Below are 17,362 nucleotides of genomic sequence, written 5' to 3'. Positions count from 1 at the left end.
CGAATGGACGTACGGACACTCGCAGATCGGGAACTTGCGGAACTGCCGCTCATCGATATGACGGAATGGCTCGTCCGAAAAGGCGAGCATGACCCGACGTTTCGCCTCGTCGCGAACGAGTTCGGGGTCGTGACGACGCTACTCGACCACGGGTATTATATCGAGGCAAGTGAACGGATTGTACCGCTTCTCGGAATGAAAGTGCCGGCGGCGTTTCATCGGCTCGGGCTTGCGCTCGAAGTGAAGGCGAACGGAAAGAAGGCGGCCAAGCGCCGCTTTCGTTCGTTCTCGCCGGCTGTCACCGGTCATGCGGACTTGTCGGCTTGGCGTAACGCCTTCAAATGGAACAAATCGTGGCTCGGTCTGCCGCTCGTCGTTGGTCTCGGTCTAGTCGCACTCCTCTTTTGGCCGGATTCGAAGCCGCCGCCCGTGACGCCGACCGCATCAAACGAACGGGTCGAAACGGTGACAGAGGACGAGGCGCTCGCGAAACGGTTAGAAGAGCTCGAACAAGAAGTTGCTCGACTCGAGGAAGCGAACGAGGCGCTCCAAACCGAGGACGAGACGACCGAAGCCCCTGAGGCACCGGCCGTCATCCCGCTCGGCGAAGTCGAAACGCTCGTCTCGGACAAACGGTACGAGGAAGCCGATGCGCTCCTCATCGGCAAGGCGAAAGCCGGTCAGGAACAGGCCGTCGGGTTTTATCGGTTGCTCGTCGACAACAAGCTCGGCGAAGCAGAGATCGCCGATTATGCCGCCTATGTCGACACGTATCCAGAGTCGGGATATAAGGCGGACGTCTTATGGATGAAAGGCATCGCTGAGAAGAAGGCCGGGGACGACACATACCGGACGACGCTCGCCGAAGTCGCCGCCATGGACGGGACGTATTGGGCCCCGATTGCCAAATCGGTGCTCGAGGAAGAATGAGGTCGCAGCCGTGCTGTGACCTTTTTCTCATCAAATTTTAATCTGTTTCACCGCTCTTTCTCAGCTCGCTCCCGTACAGTAAAGAAAAAGGATAAGGGAGAGGGACATATGCGCTCAACTAGCAGAGGAAAGATTGGAAGATTGATTCGAGGAGTGGCCGTCGGTGCGCTCGCATTGACACTCATGGCGGCAGGTGTCGCCGGGTTCTTATTATTCACCTTGACCGGTAACGCGTGGCTCGACCAAATCGCTCAAGTCGGGACTGATTTGGCGTTTCAGGCGGAAGGGATTGAAACGTCGTTTGACCGGATGGGCGATTCACTCGAATTGCGCATCGAACAAGCGATTCCAGAAGCAGTTCGTCCGTTTTTTGACTGAGGAATCCGGGAACACTTAGAATGATGCGTCGGGCGGACTGCTCGGCGTTTTTTTTAGAAAGGATGAATGGAATGCCTACGATTCTCGTCGTTGAAGACGATGCTAAAATTGCCAGATTACTCGAACTTGAACTCATGCATGCCGGTTATCAAGTCGAGGTCGCCCATGACGGGCGGGCCGGGCTCGACCGGGCGCTCGCCGGTGGGATTGACCTGATGTTGCTCGATGTCATGTTGCCGCAGATGAGCGGACTCGAAGTCGTGCGCCGCGTCAAAGAAGAGCAGCCGCTCCTTCCCGTCTTGATGGTGACGGCACGCGGGGACCGCTACGATAAAGTGAGCGGTCTCGACCTCGGGGCCGACGATTACATCACGAAACCGTTCGAGATGGAAGAGTTACTCGCGCGGATCCGGGCGTTCTTACGGATGCGGCAACACGTCCAAGTCGATACGAGTGAACGGGTTCTTACTTATGAAGGGTTGACTGTCGACGTCAATCGCCACGAAGTGATGTGTGAGGGGCAAAAAGTCGACTTGACCCGACGTGAGTTCGATTTGCTCGTCTATTTGCTCGAACATCCGGAGCGCGTACTCACGCGCGATCAACTCGTCGAGCACGTCTGGGGCTTTGACTATTACGGGGACACGAACGTCGTCGATGTGTACGTCCGCTATGTCCGCAAGAAACTCGGAGGCTCTTGGATTCAGACGGTCCGAGGCGTCGGCTATATGTTGAAGCGTGGTGAGTAAGATGAAGCTACGGACGAAAATCGCCTTGGCGATGGCGGGATTCATGTTGTTCCTGCTGATCACCTCGTTCGGTGTCGCCTGGCTCGTCTCGCAGCAACAGATCGTCGACGCCCGCTATGATGTCTTGCGCCAGGCACTCAGCTTGCTCGAGGAAGACGAGCGGAACCAACAAGCCGTCTTGTCGTTACATGAGGACAGTGTCGTACTCGAACGGCAAGCGAACGGCGATTGGGGCATCATCGGCGGTCAGGCCGAAGAGAGTTTACGTTTTCCCGTCAACTTTGGAGAACCGGCGCTCGTCGATGATTGGTTCGTCATCGCGACGTCGAACGGGCTCGGCTACGCGTTTCAAGACGCGGCCGTGAGCGAGACGCTCCAGACGCTGGCCACGATTTTTCTCGTCATTTTCTTGATTGCGGTGGCGATGACGTTCCTCGGTAGCCTATGGATCGTCAGGCAAGGGCTCGATCCACTCCGCCGTCTCGAGTCGACGATGGAACGGATCACCGAGTCGGGTACGCTCGAGACGATCGATGTCGGGACGAACCGAGACGAGGTCTCGACGCTCGCGACCGGCTTCAACCAGATGATTGCCCGGGTCGAAGGGTCGATGGAGCAACAGCGCCGCTTCGTCGCCGATGTTTCACATGAACTGAAGACGCCGCTCACCGTCATCGAAGGGTACGCCAAACTGCTCCGGCGCTGGGGACAGAGCGACCCGGCCGTTCGTGACGAGGCCATCGACCACATCTTGACCGAATCGCGGCAAATGCGCGAGGACTTGATTGAACCGATGCTCGAACTGAGCCGATTCTCTTCGCTCAAAGAAGTGGAGACCGAGGCGATCGGATTGACTGAGTTGGCCGAACAATTGACCGAACGGTTCGAACGATCGCACGGTATCCACGTACCGATCGAGGCGATGGGTGAGTGGCACGGTCATCGTGATTCGTTGCAACGGCTTGTCGTCATCTTCATCGATAACAGCTTGAAGTATGCGACTGACACACGCGTGACGATGACGCCGGACCGCATCGAAGTACGCGACCATGGGACGGCGCTCAAGGAGGAGGACCGGGCACGGTTATTTGACCGGTTCTATCGACTCGATGAGGCACGGGACCGGAGCGGCAGCGGACTTGGTCTCGCCATCGCCAAAGAAGTGGCGGACTTGAACGGTTGGACGGTCGGCAGTTATGCGAACGCGCCGGACGGCAGCGTCTTCTATGTCACAAAATGACAAAACTTTCGCAGATTCTCATCATTTTCTAATGGAATCCTCGTGGTGCTCTAAGGTCACCGTTCTATGATGAAGATGTAGAACAAGTTCACCACATGAAACGAGGAGGAAACATCATGAAATTAATCGGATGGATTTTAGGAGTCGGGTTGGCGGTACTAGCCGTCGCCGGGATCGGGTTGTATGTCGCGAACGACAAGACGGACACGGTCATCGTCCCACGCGCGGTCGATAGCGTGAACAGCGGAACCGATGATGCCGCAGACGATGCGCAAGATGATGCGAGTCAAGAAGCAGCCACTTCGTCAGAAGGATCAGCATCGAACGATACGCCGGTCCGTTCGGTCGATGACGATGATTATGAATTGTATGGTACCCTCGTCAGCCTATCAGACCGTGACGTGACGATCAGCTTCAGCGGTAAAGAATCGACGTATCCGCTCGCGGCCCGTCATGAGATTGACGACGACACACCGAAAGCCGGTGACCGCGTCAAACTCGAATTCAATCAAAACGAGGAAGTGAAGGAAGTCGACCGTGAAAGTGACGACTTCGACATTTACGGCACGTTCGTCAGCCTGTCGGATCGTGACGTGACCATCGAACGTGATGGCAAGTCAGAGACGTTCAAACTCGCGAGCCGCTACGAGCTTGACGACGAGGCGCCAAAAGCCGGTGACCGGGTCAAACTCGAGTTGAACCTTCAACAGCAAGTGAAAGAGATTGAACGCGACGATGACCGGGATGACCAAGACGATCAAGATGATCAAAACGACGATCAAAATGATGACGACCAAGATGACGACCGTGACGATGATCAAGATGATGATCGCGACGACGACTAAAAAAATGCCACGCAAGTGGCATTTTTTGTTTATTCTTCTAACAAGAGTCGTAATTATTATTGTATGATAAGGTGAAAATGAAAATTTTAGGCGATTCAAACCAAATAAATGTGAAAGGAGGGGACGGGATGAAAAACGTCATCGGACTGATGAGTATAGCCGTCATACTGTTAAGCGGATGCGGGACGAATGAAATCAATGCGCTCAATTTACGACCGCTGTCGACGTATGCGATTCAACAAGACCAAGACATTCCGTTGACGTCTGCGTTGAAGACGCGACTGTTGAATTACTGTGAGCGGCAACCGACAGACGTGTTGCCGACGCGTCGGGCCGAATTGGCGGCCATCACATTCCGCCACCCCTTCTATGACGAATTAGGCAGCAAGACCGTCAAATATTGGCGGAGCGGGGATGACCGTTACATCTCTTGCTTGAACAGCAATGAACAAAATGAGCGTGTCTTCCGGACGGATGCACTCGAGGCGTTCGAGTCCTCGGCCACGTCTGCGCCGAGGGAAGTCGATGTCGGGAACACGCTATCGTTCGTTCCTGAATCGAACATCACGGCTGTGGCACGCGCCTTTGCGGTCAATGAGACACATGAGACGATTATTCCCGGTTCGGTCTTCCGGTATCACACGCCGGACCGTGGTGCGCTACATGTCACGTATCATGTCTATCAAGACGGCACCGAGGCGGGACAATTGATTGAGCCGGGGCTGTTCGTCTTCGAGAGCGGCAAGAATGAAGGAGTGGCGTTCTTGACCCAATTGGCCGATCAACGAATCACACTCCAGATGGGCACAAAACAGGCATGGGACCGCACTGTATTGCCTGCGTCGCTCGCGGGAGAGTACGTGCAAATCGACTCGAAAGAAGCGATTTTCAATTTAGACGCCGAAGGACAGCGTCTGTTGAAGCGAATCGTGCTCGCTGATAAACCGATTGAAGACGTCACGGAGAAAGACTCTGCCGTCTTATCAAGTCGGTATGGTACCGTGATCGAGGTATGGGGGACCGTTCAACGACCAGGTGCCGGTGAATTGACGATCACATCGGAGCAAAAAGAGGCGATGCGGTTGGCGACGTACGAGACGGAGACGAAGACGGCCCACCTCGGCGGCCCGAACACGCGCGAACTGTTCGAACTTTTGTCCCGCGTGAAGACGACGAGTGCCGCACCGACGGGCGAACGACGTGGGACGCTCGCGTTATATGAGCAGTTGACCGAGCAACGGTTCGACGTTTGGATCGAGGAAGGGAAAGATACCCTTCAACTGATGGACGTCGAGACGAAGCGGGTCTATTTGATTGATCAACTGGAATTAGAGGGATTGCTAGACACTTACATATGAGCTAAAAACTAATTCTTTTCCCGTTTCATGACACTTTCATGTCGTGAGACGGGTTTTTGTTGTCAAATTGACACTATGTTTTCGTAAAAAACTATCCTATAATTTTTTTTTGCGAAGGTTCAACATTACATACACGAATCCGATACATCCATAAAACACACAGCACTAACCTTCTCGTCATTTGAATATAAGAAAAGGGGGAGCAACGAGACACAACTCCATTCAACCATCATCGTCCGTCACCACGTTTTGTCAGTCATCAGGAGAGGAATAGGTAGTGAAATTGAAAAAGTTAATTATGTCTCTAACGGTAGTGTTGTTGATTGTTAGTCTGAACATGTCTAAAACGGGGGCACAAACCATGAACCCACTCGACGGTGTGAAGAACTATCAAGTGTATTATGGCCATCCAACGGCAGCGATTTTGAAAGATATGCAAAACTATGACCTCGTCATCATTGAACCGCTCCATTATACGAAAGCGCAAGTGGAGCAAATCAAAGCACGCGGGACAAAAGTACTCGGATATATTAGCGTCATGGAAGTCGCGACATGGAACACGGGTCTCATGTCAAAACTTCAGTCAGGTGACTTCTTTACGCGTAACGGACAACGTGTCCATTACTCGGAATGGGATTCGTACTTGACGAACATCGCCTCACCGCACTTCCAAGGATTGCTCCTCACGGAAATCCAGAACCAAGTCGTCGCCAAAGGCATCGATGGCGTGTTCATGGATACGGTCGGTGATATTGATAACGAACATTTGAACAATCCGACCGTGCTCAAGCAGCAACGTGACGGACTCGTCAACTTCTTGAAGCAAGCACGGGCCCGCTATGGTGAAATCGCCATGGTCCAAAACTGGGGCTTTGACACGTTGGAAACGTCAACGGCACCTTACGTCGACGGCATCATGTGGGAGAGTTTCAACGCCGACACGATCAAGAGCGACGCTTGGTCACAAAACATGATCAAGAAATTACAAGCGGTCGACGCGAAGCATTCGGTCAAGACGCTCACGATTTCGACACGTCTTAGCGCGGACAGCCACAAGCTCGCTAAAGATTCTGGATTCATCCACTTCCACGAAGCGGATGCTTATGTGAACTGGAACGCAGGTCTCGTGACGCGCACACAGGATACGGCGCCGGCACCGGTCGCAGTAGCACCGACGACGAAGCCAGTTACGACGACAACGACGAAACCGGCTACGACGACAACGACGAAGCCAGCTACGACGACAACGACGAAGCCAGCTGAAACGACAACGACGAAGCCAGCTGCGACGACAACGACGAAGCCAGCTGCGACGACAACGACGAAACCGGCTACGACGACAACGACGAAGCCAGCTACGACGACAACGACGAAGCCAGCTACGACGACAACGACGAAGCCAGCTGCGACGACAACGGCGAAGCCTGTAACAGAAACGGCGACAAAGCCAGTCACAAAGCCAGTCTCAGCTCCGAAAGCAGATGCCTCGACGGACAAACCGACCGAGTCGAAACAAAAAGCAAAAGCTGACTGGAAGCAAGAGAAGAAAGACAAAAAAGAGAAGAAGAAGGCGAAAAAGCATGCCAAAAAGCATGCCGCCAAGCACAGCTCGTCTAACGACCATCACGCCGCCAAAGGAAACATGTGCGGAAAAGTGAAACACAAGACGGCCGGTTTCCTAAACTTCTTCAAATTCTAAACCATGTGTCACCTGAACCCCGAGGGATCGATTTCGTTCCTTCGGGTTTCGTCTGACCTCTTAAAAAACAGAAGTTGACCCTACCTTTCTCAGAAAAGTTAGGGTACAATGCTCAAGAGAGATTGAGAGAGGAGTGAAGCATGATGGGCAAAGTACACGTTTATGACCACCCATTGATTCAGCACAAGATGACGATTATGCGTAAAGTAGAGACGGGGACGAAGCAGTTCCGTGAACTCGTAGACGAGGTTTCGTCACTCATGGCATATGAAATTACACGCGACCTTCCGCTTACTGATGTGGAAATCGAGACACCGGTCTCTGTATCGACACAGAAGATGATTGCCGGCAAGAAATTGGGAATCGTCCCAATTTTACGGGCAGGCCTCGGCATGGTGGATGGCTTCCTCAAAATGATGCCGAACGTCAAAGTCGGTCACATCGGTTTATACCGTGACCCAGAGACGCTCGAGCCGCACGAATACTATCTCAAGTTGCCGACGGACGTCACAGAACGTGACTTCATCGTCGTCGACCCGATGCTCGCGACAGGCGGTTCAGCAGCCGACGCGATTGCCGCGCTTAAAAAGCACGGTGCCAAGTCGATCAAGCTCGCTTGCCTCTGTGCAGCCCCTGAAGGTGTGGAACGTGTTCAAGCCGAACACCCGGACGTCGAAATCTATCTCGCCGCACTTGACGAGAAGTTGAACGACCACGGCTACATCGTACCAGGACTCGGTGACGCAGGTGACCGTCTGTTCGGAACGAAATAAGCATGAACCCGATGAGAGGATCCTGGTGATCCTCTCTTTTTTGTGGGAATGTGCACCAATCGATTCAAATTAGTTGAGACGATCGAAGAGACGGCCGATAGTAGAAGAGGAAGAGACCGTAAGTCGGTCCGATGTCGGGATAAGGGAAGAGACACGATGAAGACTAAATTCTCGCTACTGCAAAGATACTTACTCATCTCCTTGATGGCGTTGTTTTTGACGAGCGTCTGGAGCTATAGCGCGTTTCAGGACATCGAGCAGGAAAATCGACGAATTGTCGAGGAAGCCATCCCGATTTCGAACGCTGCCTCGGAGCTGTTTCGGTTACTGCTCGACCAAGAGCTATCGGTTCGGGGCTATACATATAACCAAGACGCGCAGTCGCTCGAACAGTATGAGGCGACGAAACAATCATTGGAGGAGACGATTCGTATTATTCGTGAACTCGACGAGCGTCATCCGATTATGCAGGAATTGATTCAAGACGAGGCGTTGCCGCTCATTCAAAAAATGGAGGCGTTTCATGCGTCGCAAATCGAACTCATCGAGGCGGGGGATGTCATCGCCGCGAACGCGCGTCGCTATAGTGGCATCGATTATATCAACCAGTTCCGAGACGTCGATGCGGCCCTTCGTGAAGACATCGACAACATCATCCAACAAGCCACGCTTCGGAGTGAAACTGCCTCGAATTCAGCGAAATGGGTCATCTTCATCGTCGTCGGCATCGCATTGTTGCTGTTGATGACGTTCATGCATACGTTCCGGCTCGAGCGCAGCAAACAAGCGCTCATCCATCGCTCGCTCCATGACGCCTTGACCGGGATTTGGAATCGTCGAGCTTTTGACGAGAAGTTAGAACGGATGTGGGACGAAGCGACCGATACCGGAGACGTGCTTGCGCTCCTCTTGCTTGATATCGATGCGTTCAAGACGTATAACGACACATACGGACATTTGGCGGGAGACGCTTGCCTCGAGCGGGTGGCGAACGCGATCGACAAGGCGGTCGGAGAAGACGGTATGACGGCCCGCTATGGAGGCGAAGAGTTCGCGGTGCTCCTGCGGCCACGCCACGCGCGCCAACCGAAAGAAATCGCGGAACGGATTCGGCAGGCGGTGCTCAAACTGAACATCGTGCACGAAATGTACACTCCGTTGCGAAAAGTGAGTGTCAGCATCGGCGTCGCCGAACATGCGCCAACGCCAAGTGGCGATAAGACCGACTTGATTGAGACGGCCGACCAAGCCCTCTATCAGGCGAAGCAGAGTGGGCGCAACCGCGTCTCGGTCGGACAGGCGACGAACGTAGGTTAAAAGCGGCCACAGAAAAAAGACGACCTTCCCGATTCGAACGGGAGGGTCGTCTTTCGTATAGGTTTATTGTTCAATCAATCCTTCTTGGATGAGGAAGTCGCGGGCGACTTTCTCCGGACGTTGTTTCTCGACGTCAGCAAGATAATTGAGCTCTTGCATCGTCTCGTCCGTGATTTTCCCGCTCAGCAAGTTCAATACGTCCGCGAGCTCAGGATGCTCGGCGAGCGTCTCTTCGCTGACGATTGGGACCGCGTAATACGGCGGGAAGAACTGTTTGTCGTCCTCGAGGACGGTCAAATCAAAGCGTTTAAGCAAGCCGTCGGTCGAGAAGCTGTCGATGGCGTTACTCTCATTGTTCATGAGTGCCGTATAGCGGAGTCCGCCGTCGACCGGTTTCACGTCCTGGAAGTCGAACGGATACGCTTCTTTCAAGCCGAGGTATCCGTCTTCCCGGTTCGAGAACTCGATTGTCGGACCGAAGACGAGCTCGTCACTCACCGCAGCGAGATCTGAGACGGTCTTTAAACCGTATTTGTCGACGTCTTCTTGTTTGACGGCGATGGCGTAGGTGTTATTGAAGCCGATCGGGTCGAGCGTGCGGATATCGAAACGTTCGTTCACTTGTTTCACGACTTTGTCGTAGACGACGTCCGGGTCGTTCTCGACTTCTTGCTTCAATACATCGACGAACAACGTGCCCGTATATTCGACGTACGTATCAATCTCACCGGTCCGTAGGGCGCTGAAAGCGACCTGGGTCCCCCCGAGGTTCAATTGACGTTTCACATCGAGGTCTGTCTTGTCTTCAATCAAGTCGGCGACCATGTTCCCAAGAATCAATTGCTCGGTAAAGTTTTTCGATCCGACGACAATCGTGTCGTCTTCACGGGTGAAGGCGTAAATCGAACCGGCGAGGAGTAGGACGAACGCCGTCGCGATGACGATGAGTGGTTTCGTGACTTTCTTCGCCGAACGACGCGTCTTTTTTTTCATCCGGCCATCCGCGAGGACGATGCCGTTCGGTGCGACCTTGTACTCGATGCGGCTGACGATGAAATCAATCAACAGTGCGAGCAGACCGGCCGGGATGGCACCGGCAAGGATTTGGTTGTTGTCAACGGTCTGAATCCCGGCGAAGACGAGATAGCCGAGACCACCGGCTCCGACGAACGCGGAGATGGTCATGAGTCCGACGGCCGTGACCGCCGAGATGCGAATCCCGGCCATGATGATCGGGAGCGCGAGCGGGAGCTGAATCTTACTCAAAATCTGGCGATCGGTTAGGCCGATCCCTTTAGCTGATTCGAGCGTATCACCCGGGATGCTCGACAGGCCCGTGTACGTGTTTTTCACGATCGGGAGGAGCGAGTATAGGACGACCATGATGATGGCCGGCGTCGACCCGATTCCGATGAACGGGATGAGGAAACCGAGGAGCGCCAAACTTGGTACGGCTTGGACAACGCTCGTCAGCCCGAGAATCGGTTTCGCGAGGCGCGGAATCCGTAAGATGAGAATCCCGAGCGGTACCCCTAACAGGACCGCGAGTGAGACGGCGAACACCGTCAGTTGTAAGTGTTCGAGCAAGAGCGTCCCGATTTGATCGGTGTTGCTCGTGAAGTAATCGAAAAATGATTGAATGGCGTTCATAGCGTTTCCTCCTCTTGCATGAATTGCTCACTGAGGACGGAAAGCAAACTGCTGCGTGTAATCAAGCCGTGAAGTATTGAACCGTCGACGACAGGGAGGTACCCTTGGTCGCTCGTGTTCATGACGTCTAAAATGTCGAGAAGCGAGTCCTCGATTGAGACGAAGGCGTAATTCGTATTCATGACTTCCTCGAGTCGCTTCGTCTTGTCTTGGATGCTGTGGACGTCCTTCAATTTGATGAGTCCTTGGAGGACGCGATCACGGTCGGTGATCAACAGGCTGTCGACTTTGCGTGAACGCATGATTTCAATCGCTTGAAGCACCGTGCGTTTCCCGCTGATGGATACCGGATCGGTAATCATGATATCTTTCGCTTTGATGAATTCAGGACTGTTCCAAATTCGATTTTTCCCGATGAACGATTCGACGTACTCGTCTTTCGGGTTCCGAAGGATTTGTTCCGGGGTATCGAACTGGACGATTTCCCCGTCGCGCATGATACAAATGCGATCGGCCAGCTTGATCGCCTCATCCATATCATGGGTGACGAATACAATCGTCTTTTTCACTTCTTCTTGCAGGTTGAACAGCTCTTCTTGGAGGTCGTTTCGCGTGACAGGGTCGAGGGCGCTGAACGGTTCATCCATCAAAATGACTTCGGGGTCGTTCATGAGGGCACGGGCGAAACCGATGCGTTGTTGTTGCCCACCGCTCAATTCGCTCGGATAGCGATCGATGAACTGGTCCGGGTCGAGACCGACCATACGGAGAAGGTGTTCGGTGCGTGCGTCCATGTCTTGTTCGGCATGTCCTTCGAGGCTCGCAATCAATTGAATGTTTTCGCGAATCGTCATATGCGGAAAGAGGCCGGTCTGTTGAATGACGTAGCCCATCTGGCGCCGCAATTCGATCGGATCCATTTTGCGTGTGTCTTGGCCGTTGACGATAATCGTGCCTTCCGTCGGCTCGATCAAGCGGTTAATCATTTTCAACGAAGTCGTCTTCCCACAGCCGGACGGGCCGATAAAGACGACGAGCTCACCTTTGTTGATCGTGAGATTCATCTCTTTCAAGACGGTCGTTTGTTTGAACGTTTTCTTGACTTGTTTAAACTCAATCATGCAGTCACCCTTTTCAGTAATTATTTTCACATAATCTTATATGCCCGTTGTTAGATGATTGTAAACATTTTTTTCGAAAAAAGAGTTTGAACCTCTGATAAAGCGGGGATTATTATTGTCATTTTTATTCGAAATGAAAAAGAGAGGAGGACACGTGTAGCCAGTGTCTTCCTCTCAATACGTTAGTTTACATGAATATCCATCGCCTCGACGAGTAAATCTGCCAAATGGACAGCGCGCATCGAGTCGGTCCCGTGTTCTTGAATGCCGAGCTGCATCTGCATGTGGCAGCCCGGATTCGATGTCACAATCGTTTGTGCCGCCGTGGCGTTCACGTGACCCATCTTCATCTCGAGGATGTCGTTCGCAATCACCGGTTGCAATAGATTGTAGACGCCGGCCGAGCCACAGCAGTGGTCGGCATGCTTCTGTTCGATATAGACGGCGCCTTCGATTGCCTGGAGCAATACCCGCGGGGCGAGTGCCCCTTTTTGCACGTTGCGGAGGTGGCACGAGTCTTGGTACGTGATGAGCTGCTCCGGTAGGGAGAGCGGTACGCGGTCGAGAAAGCCGACCTCAATCAAAATCGAGGCGAAGTCTTTGATCTTGGCCGTGAACCGTTCCGCGCGTTCGGCCCATTCGGGGTCGTGCTTTAACAGATGGTCATAGCCGACGAGGAACGCACCGCAACCGCCGGCGTTCGTGATGATGTAATCGACGTCCTCGGCCTCGAACGCTGCGATATTCTGCTTGGCGAGCGTGACGGCACCCGTCTGTTCACCGGCATGACCATGTAAGGCCCCGCAACACTGTTGCGTTTTCGGGATGACGATGTCGCAGCCCGCCGCTTGGAGCAGTTTAATCGTGTTGGCATTCGTCTCATAGAACATCGTGTCCATCAAACAGCCGCTGAAGAAGGCGACTCGGGCCGTTGTCGCTCCCGTCGCCGGGATTCGCTCCGGACGCCGACGTCGCTCCGTCTTCGGCGGGACCGTCGGTAAAATCGTCTCCATCTTCTGGAGCTGGTCCGGGAACCAATCGAGGATGCGGAGCTTGTGAGTGAGCGTCTGGACGCCAGACTGTTGATAGAAGCGGAGAAAGCCCGTCGCCGTCTCCATCTTCGCCTTATTCAAGAACAGCCCGTCAAAGACGACTTTCCGGACGAGCCGCTCGCGGACCGGCATTTGTCCCGTCGCACGTTTATGTTCGGTGATGGCGGCGCGTGCGTCCTCGAGCAGGACGCTATAGCGTACCCCGGCCGGACATGCCGGCTCACAGGCGAGACAACCGAGACATTCGTTGAGCGTCTTTTCGACGCCCTCGTCGGGTTCAATCAATCCGTCGACGACACCTTTCATGATGGCGATGCGACCGCGCGGGGAGGCGGACTCGTCTTTCGAGCGGATATACGTCGGGCACGTCGGCAGGCAAAAACCGCAACGCATGCAGCCGAGCATCTCTTCATAGTCGAGCTTCTCGGTCATGCGGGTGGCGAGTTCGGGCGTCTGTTTCATGATTTACCTCCTTGGACGATGCGTTTTTTCGCCGCTTTGGCGAACATCTTCTGCGGATTCATGATGCCGTGCGGGTCGAAGGCGAGCTTGATGCCTTTCATGACGTCTATCCCGGCCGGACCGAGCTTCCATTCGAGATACGGTGCTTTCATCGCCCCGACCCCATGCTCGCCGGTGATCGTCCCTCCGAGGTCGAGCGCGGCAGCGAAAATATCGGCGAACGCCGCCTCGACACGTTCCATCTCCTCATGATTCCGGGCATCGGTCGCGACCGTCGGATGCAGGTTGCCGTCCCCGGCATGACCGAACGTGGCGATTTGAATGTCATACGCCCGTCCGATCGCTTCGATGCGCCGGACCATCTCGGCAATCTCGCTCCGTGGCACGGTCGCATCCTCTAAAATCGTCGTCGGGCTGAGCCTGGCGAGGGCGGACAAGGCGATGCGCCGGGCGTAGCGGAGCGTCTCGGCATGCGCCTCGTCTCGAGCCACTTCGACCGACAAGGCACCTTCTTCTAAGCAGACGGCATGCATCGCTTCGATATCTTGTCGGACGACGTCACGCGGGCCGTCCTGTTCTAATAGAAGGAGAGCGCCGACGTCAGTCGGCAATCCGATGTTCGCATACGCCTCGACGACCTCGATTGTCTTCTTGTCCATGAACTCGAGCGTCGCCGGGATGACGCGATTCTCGATGATGCGGCTCACCGTTCGGGCCGCCCTGTCCAAGTCCTCGAAATAAGCGAGCATCGTCTGTTTTGTCTCGGGGAGCGGGATGAGCTTGAGTGTCGCTTGCGTAATGACGGCGAGTGTCCCTTCCGAGCCGACGAGGAGACGTGTCAAATCGTACCCGGCCACGTCCTTGGCGAGCTTGCCGCCCGTATGGAGGACATCCCCGTTCGGGAGCACCGCCTCGAGCGCGAGCACGTAATCGGCCGTCACACCGTATTTCAATCCGCGTAACCCACCTGAGTTCTCGCTGATGTTGCCGCCAATCGTCGAGATTTTCATCGAGCTCGGATCCGGCGGGTAGAACAGTCCTTTCGCCTCGACGGCTTGCGCTAGGTGGGCAGTGATGCAGCCCGGCTCGACCGTCACCGTCAAGTTCTTCTCATCAATCTCGATGATGCGGTCCATATGGCGGAAATCCATGACGACACCACCAGAAAGCGGTGTCGTCCCGCCGGCAAGGTTCGTCGCCGACCCACGGGGGACGACCGGGATGCGGTATGTATGGCACAGCCGTAGCACAGCCTGTACATGCTCGGTCGAGCGAGGGGCGACAATGGCGTCGGGCATCGCCTGATAGTTCGGTGTCGCGTCAAACGAATAGGCAAGTCGGGTCGTCGGGTCCGTGAAGACGACGTCGGCACCGATTTCCTCACGTAATTGATTCATCCAGTCCATGGTAGTTCCTCCTCACACGCATCAAAATTTTCATGATGCGGGCGTCGGTTTCGAAAGTCACAAAATCGACACATTTTTAGATAGCGCTTACACCGTAATCGTAGCCATTCGAACTGGTATTGTCCACCCATTTCGGCTTGATGGGAAGGGATTTCCAGACGTGTGGACGAGAAAAATCGCCCTGTGAGATTCATCACTACAAATTCGTCAGAACCCCTCGACATGACAAAAAGATAATCGGTATACTGATACAGGACGATGAAAACGATTTCAAAATCGGGTCAACGTCCGTTTCAAAACCTTTTGTGAACGTAAGCCGTTTGTCATTGTGTTTTCCAAAACGTGGAGGTATAACTGAACTATTCTTCATCTGATTCGCAATGTGAAATGTTATAAAGTCAACATTTTTATTTCACCGTTTCTTCATACTTTTTTAAAATTTAGCGATTTTAATTTAGTTTGTGAACTGCGTAAAAGCCTTGATACACCTTGATTTAAAGCGCTTTTATAATTGTGAAATTCATTGACTTCTTATGCCATTTCCAGTACTCTGAACTTGTGTGACTTTTGATGGTCACGCGAGTGTGAATTCGATGGAGAAGACGGAAAGCTCGGCAGCTCGAAAGGAGGATCAGGATGACGAAAAAAGACAATCGTTACCTATCCTACGCCTCGCTCGCCTCTCAAATTTCGACCGCGCTCGCTGGACCGATCGTCATCGGTTATCTCGTTGGCCAATACGGGGCGAGACGTGAGTTTTGGGGCACGTTTGGTTGGAATGTGTCGGTGTTTCTGGGGATGGCTCTCGGAATCACGGCGCTTGTTCTCACCCTTCGAAGTTTACTGACAGGAGAGGACGAATGAAGCTAGAACAAACGGAACTACAACAAGTGCAAGCAGACAGAAAAGCACAAAAGCAGTTGATGAAACGCTATACGAAGTGGTTTATCGGATGGTTCGCCATTCTCCTCATCGGAGCGCTCATCGTCCCTATGTACAAACCGATATTTCTCGGCTTGTTCCTAGGTGGGGTCGCCAGTCTCATTATTCTACATATGCAGAATCGAAGCGTCATTCGTATGTTTGACGTCATCGAACATGGACGACGCCCAAAGTCGCACGGGACTGTTTCAAGAATGGCAGTCGGTGCACTAGCCGTGATAGTCGGTCTCTTTTATGAGGATCGAGTATCGCTGATTGCGGTGGTAACTGGTCTAATCGCCGGCCACATCATACAATTTGGCGAGTTCACACTTGCCCAGCTCAGCAGGAAAAGAGGTGAATACTAATGGGTCATGAGTTTCCCACATATTCTCTACAACTCGGAGATTATACGTTATATGGGAGCTGGACGAACGTCATTACGGTGCTGATCGCATCACTACTCGTATTTACGTTTGCCGTTTGGGGAACGCGACGCTTGGCTATGAAGCCGACTGGTAAGCAGAACTTAATGGAATTCTTCGCAGAATTCACACGCGGGATTATCTCGAGTGCGATGGACTGGAAGACTGGGGGCCGTTTCATCGGGTTTGGAATGACGTTGATTTTGTTCATTCTCTTCTCGAACTTGATGGGTCTACCGTTTAACGTCATTTCTGGTCACTATCTATGGTTCAACTCACCAACGGCCGATCCTTACGTCACGTTGGCATTGTCGACACTCGTCGTTGCAATGTCGCACTATTACGGCGTGAAGCTACACGGTTTGAAGCACTACTCGGCGGAATTCGTGAAGCCGGTCTGGTTCTTATTGCCGATCAAGCTCATCGAGGAGTTCGCGAACACCTTGACGCTCGGTCTGCGTCTTTACGGTAACATCTTTGCCGGTGAAATCATGATTACCATCATCTTGGGACTCGCAATTACCGCAGAAGGGGCACTTAACCCACTCGGTGCTGTGTTCGCAATTCTCCCAATGATTTTATGGCAAGGCTTCTCAATCTTTATCGGGGTTATCCAATCCTACATTTTCCTGACGCTTGCAATGGTGTACATCGGGCATAAAGCTTCTGCCGAGCATTAATTCGGGCAGGTCTCGCCAAAGCGTTGAACAAAAAAACTATTTACTTAACTTTTAGGAGGAATATACACAATGGAACAAATGAATCTTCTCGCAACAGCACTCGTTATCGGTCTTGGAGCACTCGCGGCTGGTATCGGTAACGGTCTCATCGTATACGGAACAGTACAAGGACAAGCACGTCAGCCAGAACTCAAAAACGAACTTCGTCAAACAATGTTCATCGGTATCGGTTTGGTTGAAGCCCTCCCGATCATCGGTGTGGCTGTCGGTTTCCTTCTCCTCAACTCTTGATTACGAGTTAACGAGAACAACGTAAGAGGGAGCGTGTCTCCCTCACTTATTTAGTCAAGAGGAGG

At 53.3% G+C, this 17,362-nt stretch carries 17 protein-coding genes; 13 read left to right on the top strand and 4 right to left on the bottom strand.

Annotated features, from left to right (window positions below; translation table 11 throughout):
- The first annotated feature begins 3 nt into the window (after nt 1-3).
- From KNP84_RS04375 to KNP84_RS04335, 9 genes are all read left to right on the top strand, one after another.
- Nucleotides 4-930 (top strand): hypothetical protein, encoded by a 927-nt coding sequence (locus tag KNP84_RS04375; protein WP_215114360.1) that lies wholly within the window; start codon nt 4-6, stop codon nt 928-930.
- 108 nt (nt 931-1,038) lie between these two features.
- Nucleotides 1,039-1,308: a hypothetical protein gene (locus KNP84_RS04370; protein WP_215114359.1), complete on the top strand. Its 270-nt coding sequence runs from the start codon at nt 1,039-1,041 to the stop codon at nt 1,306-1,308.
- A gap of 71 nt (nt 1,309-1,379) precedes the next feature.
- The gene (locus tag KNP84_RS04365; RefSeq protein ID WP_215114358.1) at nt 1,380-2,057 is read left to right on the top strand and encodes a response regulator transcription factor; all 678 of its coding nucleotides are present in this window, start codon (nt 1,380-1,382) and stop codon (nt 2,055-2,057) included.
- 1 nt (nt 2,058) lies between these two features.
- Nucleotides 2,059-3,297 carry a sensor histidine kinase gene (locus KNP84_RS04360; RefSeq protein WP_215114357.1) on the top strand — a complete coding sequence of 413 codons (1,239 nt, stop codon included), beginning with the start codon at nt 2,059-2,061 and terminating at the stop codon, nt 3,295-3,297.
- Nucleotides 3,298-3,413: 116 nt separating this feature from the next.
- On the top strand, nt 3,414-4,142 hold the full coding sequence (locus tag KNP84_RS04355) for a hypothetical protein (protein ID WP_236355746.1): 729 nt from the start codon (nt 3,414-3,416) through the stop codon (nt 4,140-4,142).
- A 128-nt stretch (nt 4,143-4,270) separates the two neighbouring features.
- On the top strand, nt 4,271-5,500 hold the full coding sequence (locus KNP84_RS04350) for a hypothetical protein (RefSeq protein WP_215114356.1): 1,230 nt from the start codon (nt 4,271-4,273) through the stop codon (nt 5,498-5,500).
- Nucleotides 5,501-5,861: 361 nt separating this feature from the next.
- Entirely contained in the window at nt 5,862-7,199 is a 1,338-nt protein-coding gene (locus KNP84_RS04345; protein ID WP_215114355.1) for a glycoside hydrolase family 191 protein, read from the top strand.
- 143 nt (nt 7,200-7,342) lie between these two features.
- Nucleotides 7,343-7,972, top strand: a complete 630-nt coding sequence (upp, locus tag KNP84_RS04340) for a uracil phosphoribosyltransferase (protein ID WP_021066126.1) — start codon at nt 7,343-7,345, stop codon at nt 7,970-7,972.
- 156 nt (nt 7,973-8,128) lie between these two features.
- The gene (locus KNP84_RS04335; RefSeq protein ID WP_251131123.1) at nt 8,129-9,289 is read left to right on the top strand and encodes a GGDEF domain-containing protein; all 1,161 of its coding nucleotides are present in this window, start codon (nt 8,129-8,131) and stop codon (nt 9,287-9,289) included.
- 63 nt (nt 9,290-9,352) lie between these two features.
- Here the strand turns inward: KNP84_RS04335 and KNP84_RS04330 are convergent, their stop codons facing one another.
- The 4 genes from KNP84_RS04330 to KNP84_RS04315 form a co-directional block, all read right to left on the bottom strand.
- Nucleotides 9,353-10,939, bottom strand: coding sequence for an ABC transporter permease/substrate-binding protein (locus KNP84_RS04330; RefSeq protein ID WP_215114354.1), 1,587 nt, complete (start codon nt 10,937-10,939; stop codon nt 9,353-9,355).
- Entirely contained in the window at nt 10,936-12,060 is a 1,125-nt protein-coding gene (locus tag KNP84_RS04325) for an ABC transporter ATP-binding protein (protein WP_021066129.1), read from the bottom strand. The genes KNP84_RS04330 and KNP84_RS04325 overlap by 4 nt, the downstream gene beginning before the upstream one ends.
- A gap of 182 nt (nt 12,061-12,242) precedes the next feature.
- Nucleotides 12,243-13,505, bottom strand: a complete 1,263-nt coding sequence (locus KNP84_RS04320) for a (Fe-S)-binding protein (protein WP_215114401.1) — start codon at nt 13,503-13,505, stop codon at nt 12,243-12,245.
- Between the two features lie 65 nt (nt 13,506-13,570).
- Nucleotides 13,571-14,971: an FAD-binding oxidoreductase gene (locus tag KNP84_RS04315; protein ID WP_251131155.1), complete on the bottom strand. Its 1,401-nt coding sequence runs from the start codon at nt 14,969-14,971 to the stop codon at nt 13,571-13,573.
- Between the two features lie 645 nt (nt 14,972-15,616).
- Here KNP84_RS04315 and KNP84_RS04310 point away from each other — a divergent pair.
- The 4 genes from KNP84_RS04310 to atpE all read left to right on the top strand — a co-directional run bounded on the left by KNP84_RS04310 (nt 15,617) and on the right by atpE (nt 17,297).
- Complete coding sequence (locus KNP84_RS04310) at nt 15,617-15,844, top strand: hypothetical protein (protein ID WP_021066132.1); 228 nt, start codon at nt 15,617-15,619, stop codon at nt 15,842-15,844.
- A complete protein-coding gene (locus KNP84_RS04305) occupies nt 15,841-16,269 on the top strand; it encodes an ATP synthase subunit I (RefSeq protein ID WP_058764799.1) in 429 nt (142 codons plus the stop codon). Before KNP84_RS04310 ends, KNP84_RS04305 begins: the two co-directional genes overlap by 4 nt.
- Nucleotides 16,269-17,006 carry a F0F1 ATP synthase subunit A gene (gene atpB / locus KNP84_RS04300; protein ID WP_021066134.1) on the top strand — a complete coding sequence of 246 codons (738 nt, stop codon included), beginning with the start codon at nt 16,269-16,271 and terminating at the stop codon, nt 17,004-17,006. The genes KNP84_RS04305 and atpB overlap by 1 nt, the downstream gene beginning before the upstream one ends.
- Before the next feature lie 78 nt (nt 17,007-17,084).
- A complete protein-coding gene (gene atpE, locus KNP84_RS04295; protein WP_024370837.1) occupies nt 17,085-17,297 on the top strand; it encodes a F0F1 ATP synthase subunit C in 213 nt (70 codons plus the stop codon).
- The last annotated feature ends 65 nt before the right edge of the window (nt 17,298-17,362 follow it).

It is taken from the genome of Exiguobacterium sp. s70 (assembly GCF_018618315.1).
Lineage (GTDB): Bacteria > Bacillota > Bacilli > Exiguobacteriales > Exiguobacteriaceae > Exiguobacterium > Exiguobacterium chiriqhucha.
The sequence above is the reverse complement of the archived record's forward strand: the minus strand, read 5'-3'. Positions and strand labels throughout refer to the sequence as shown.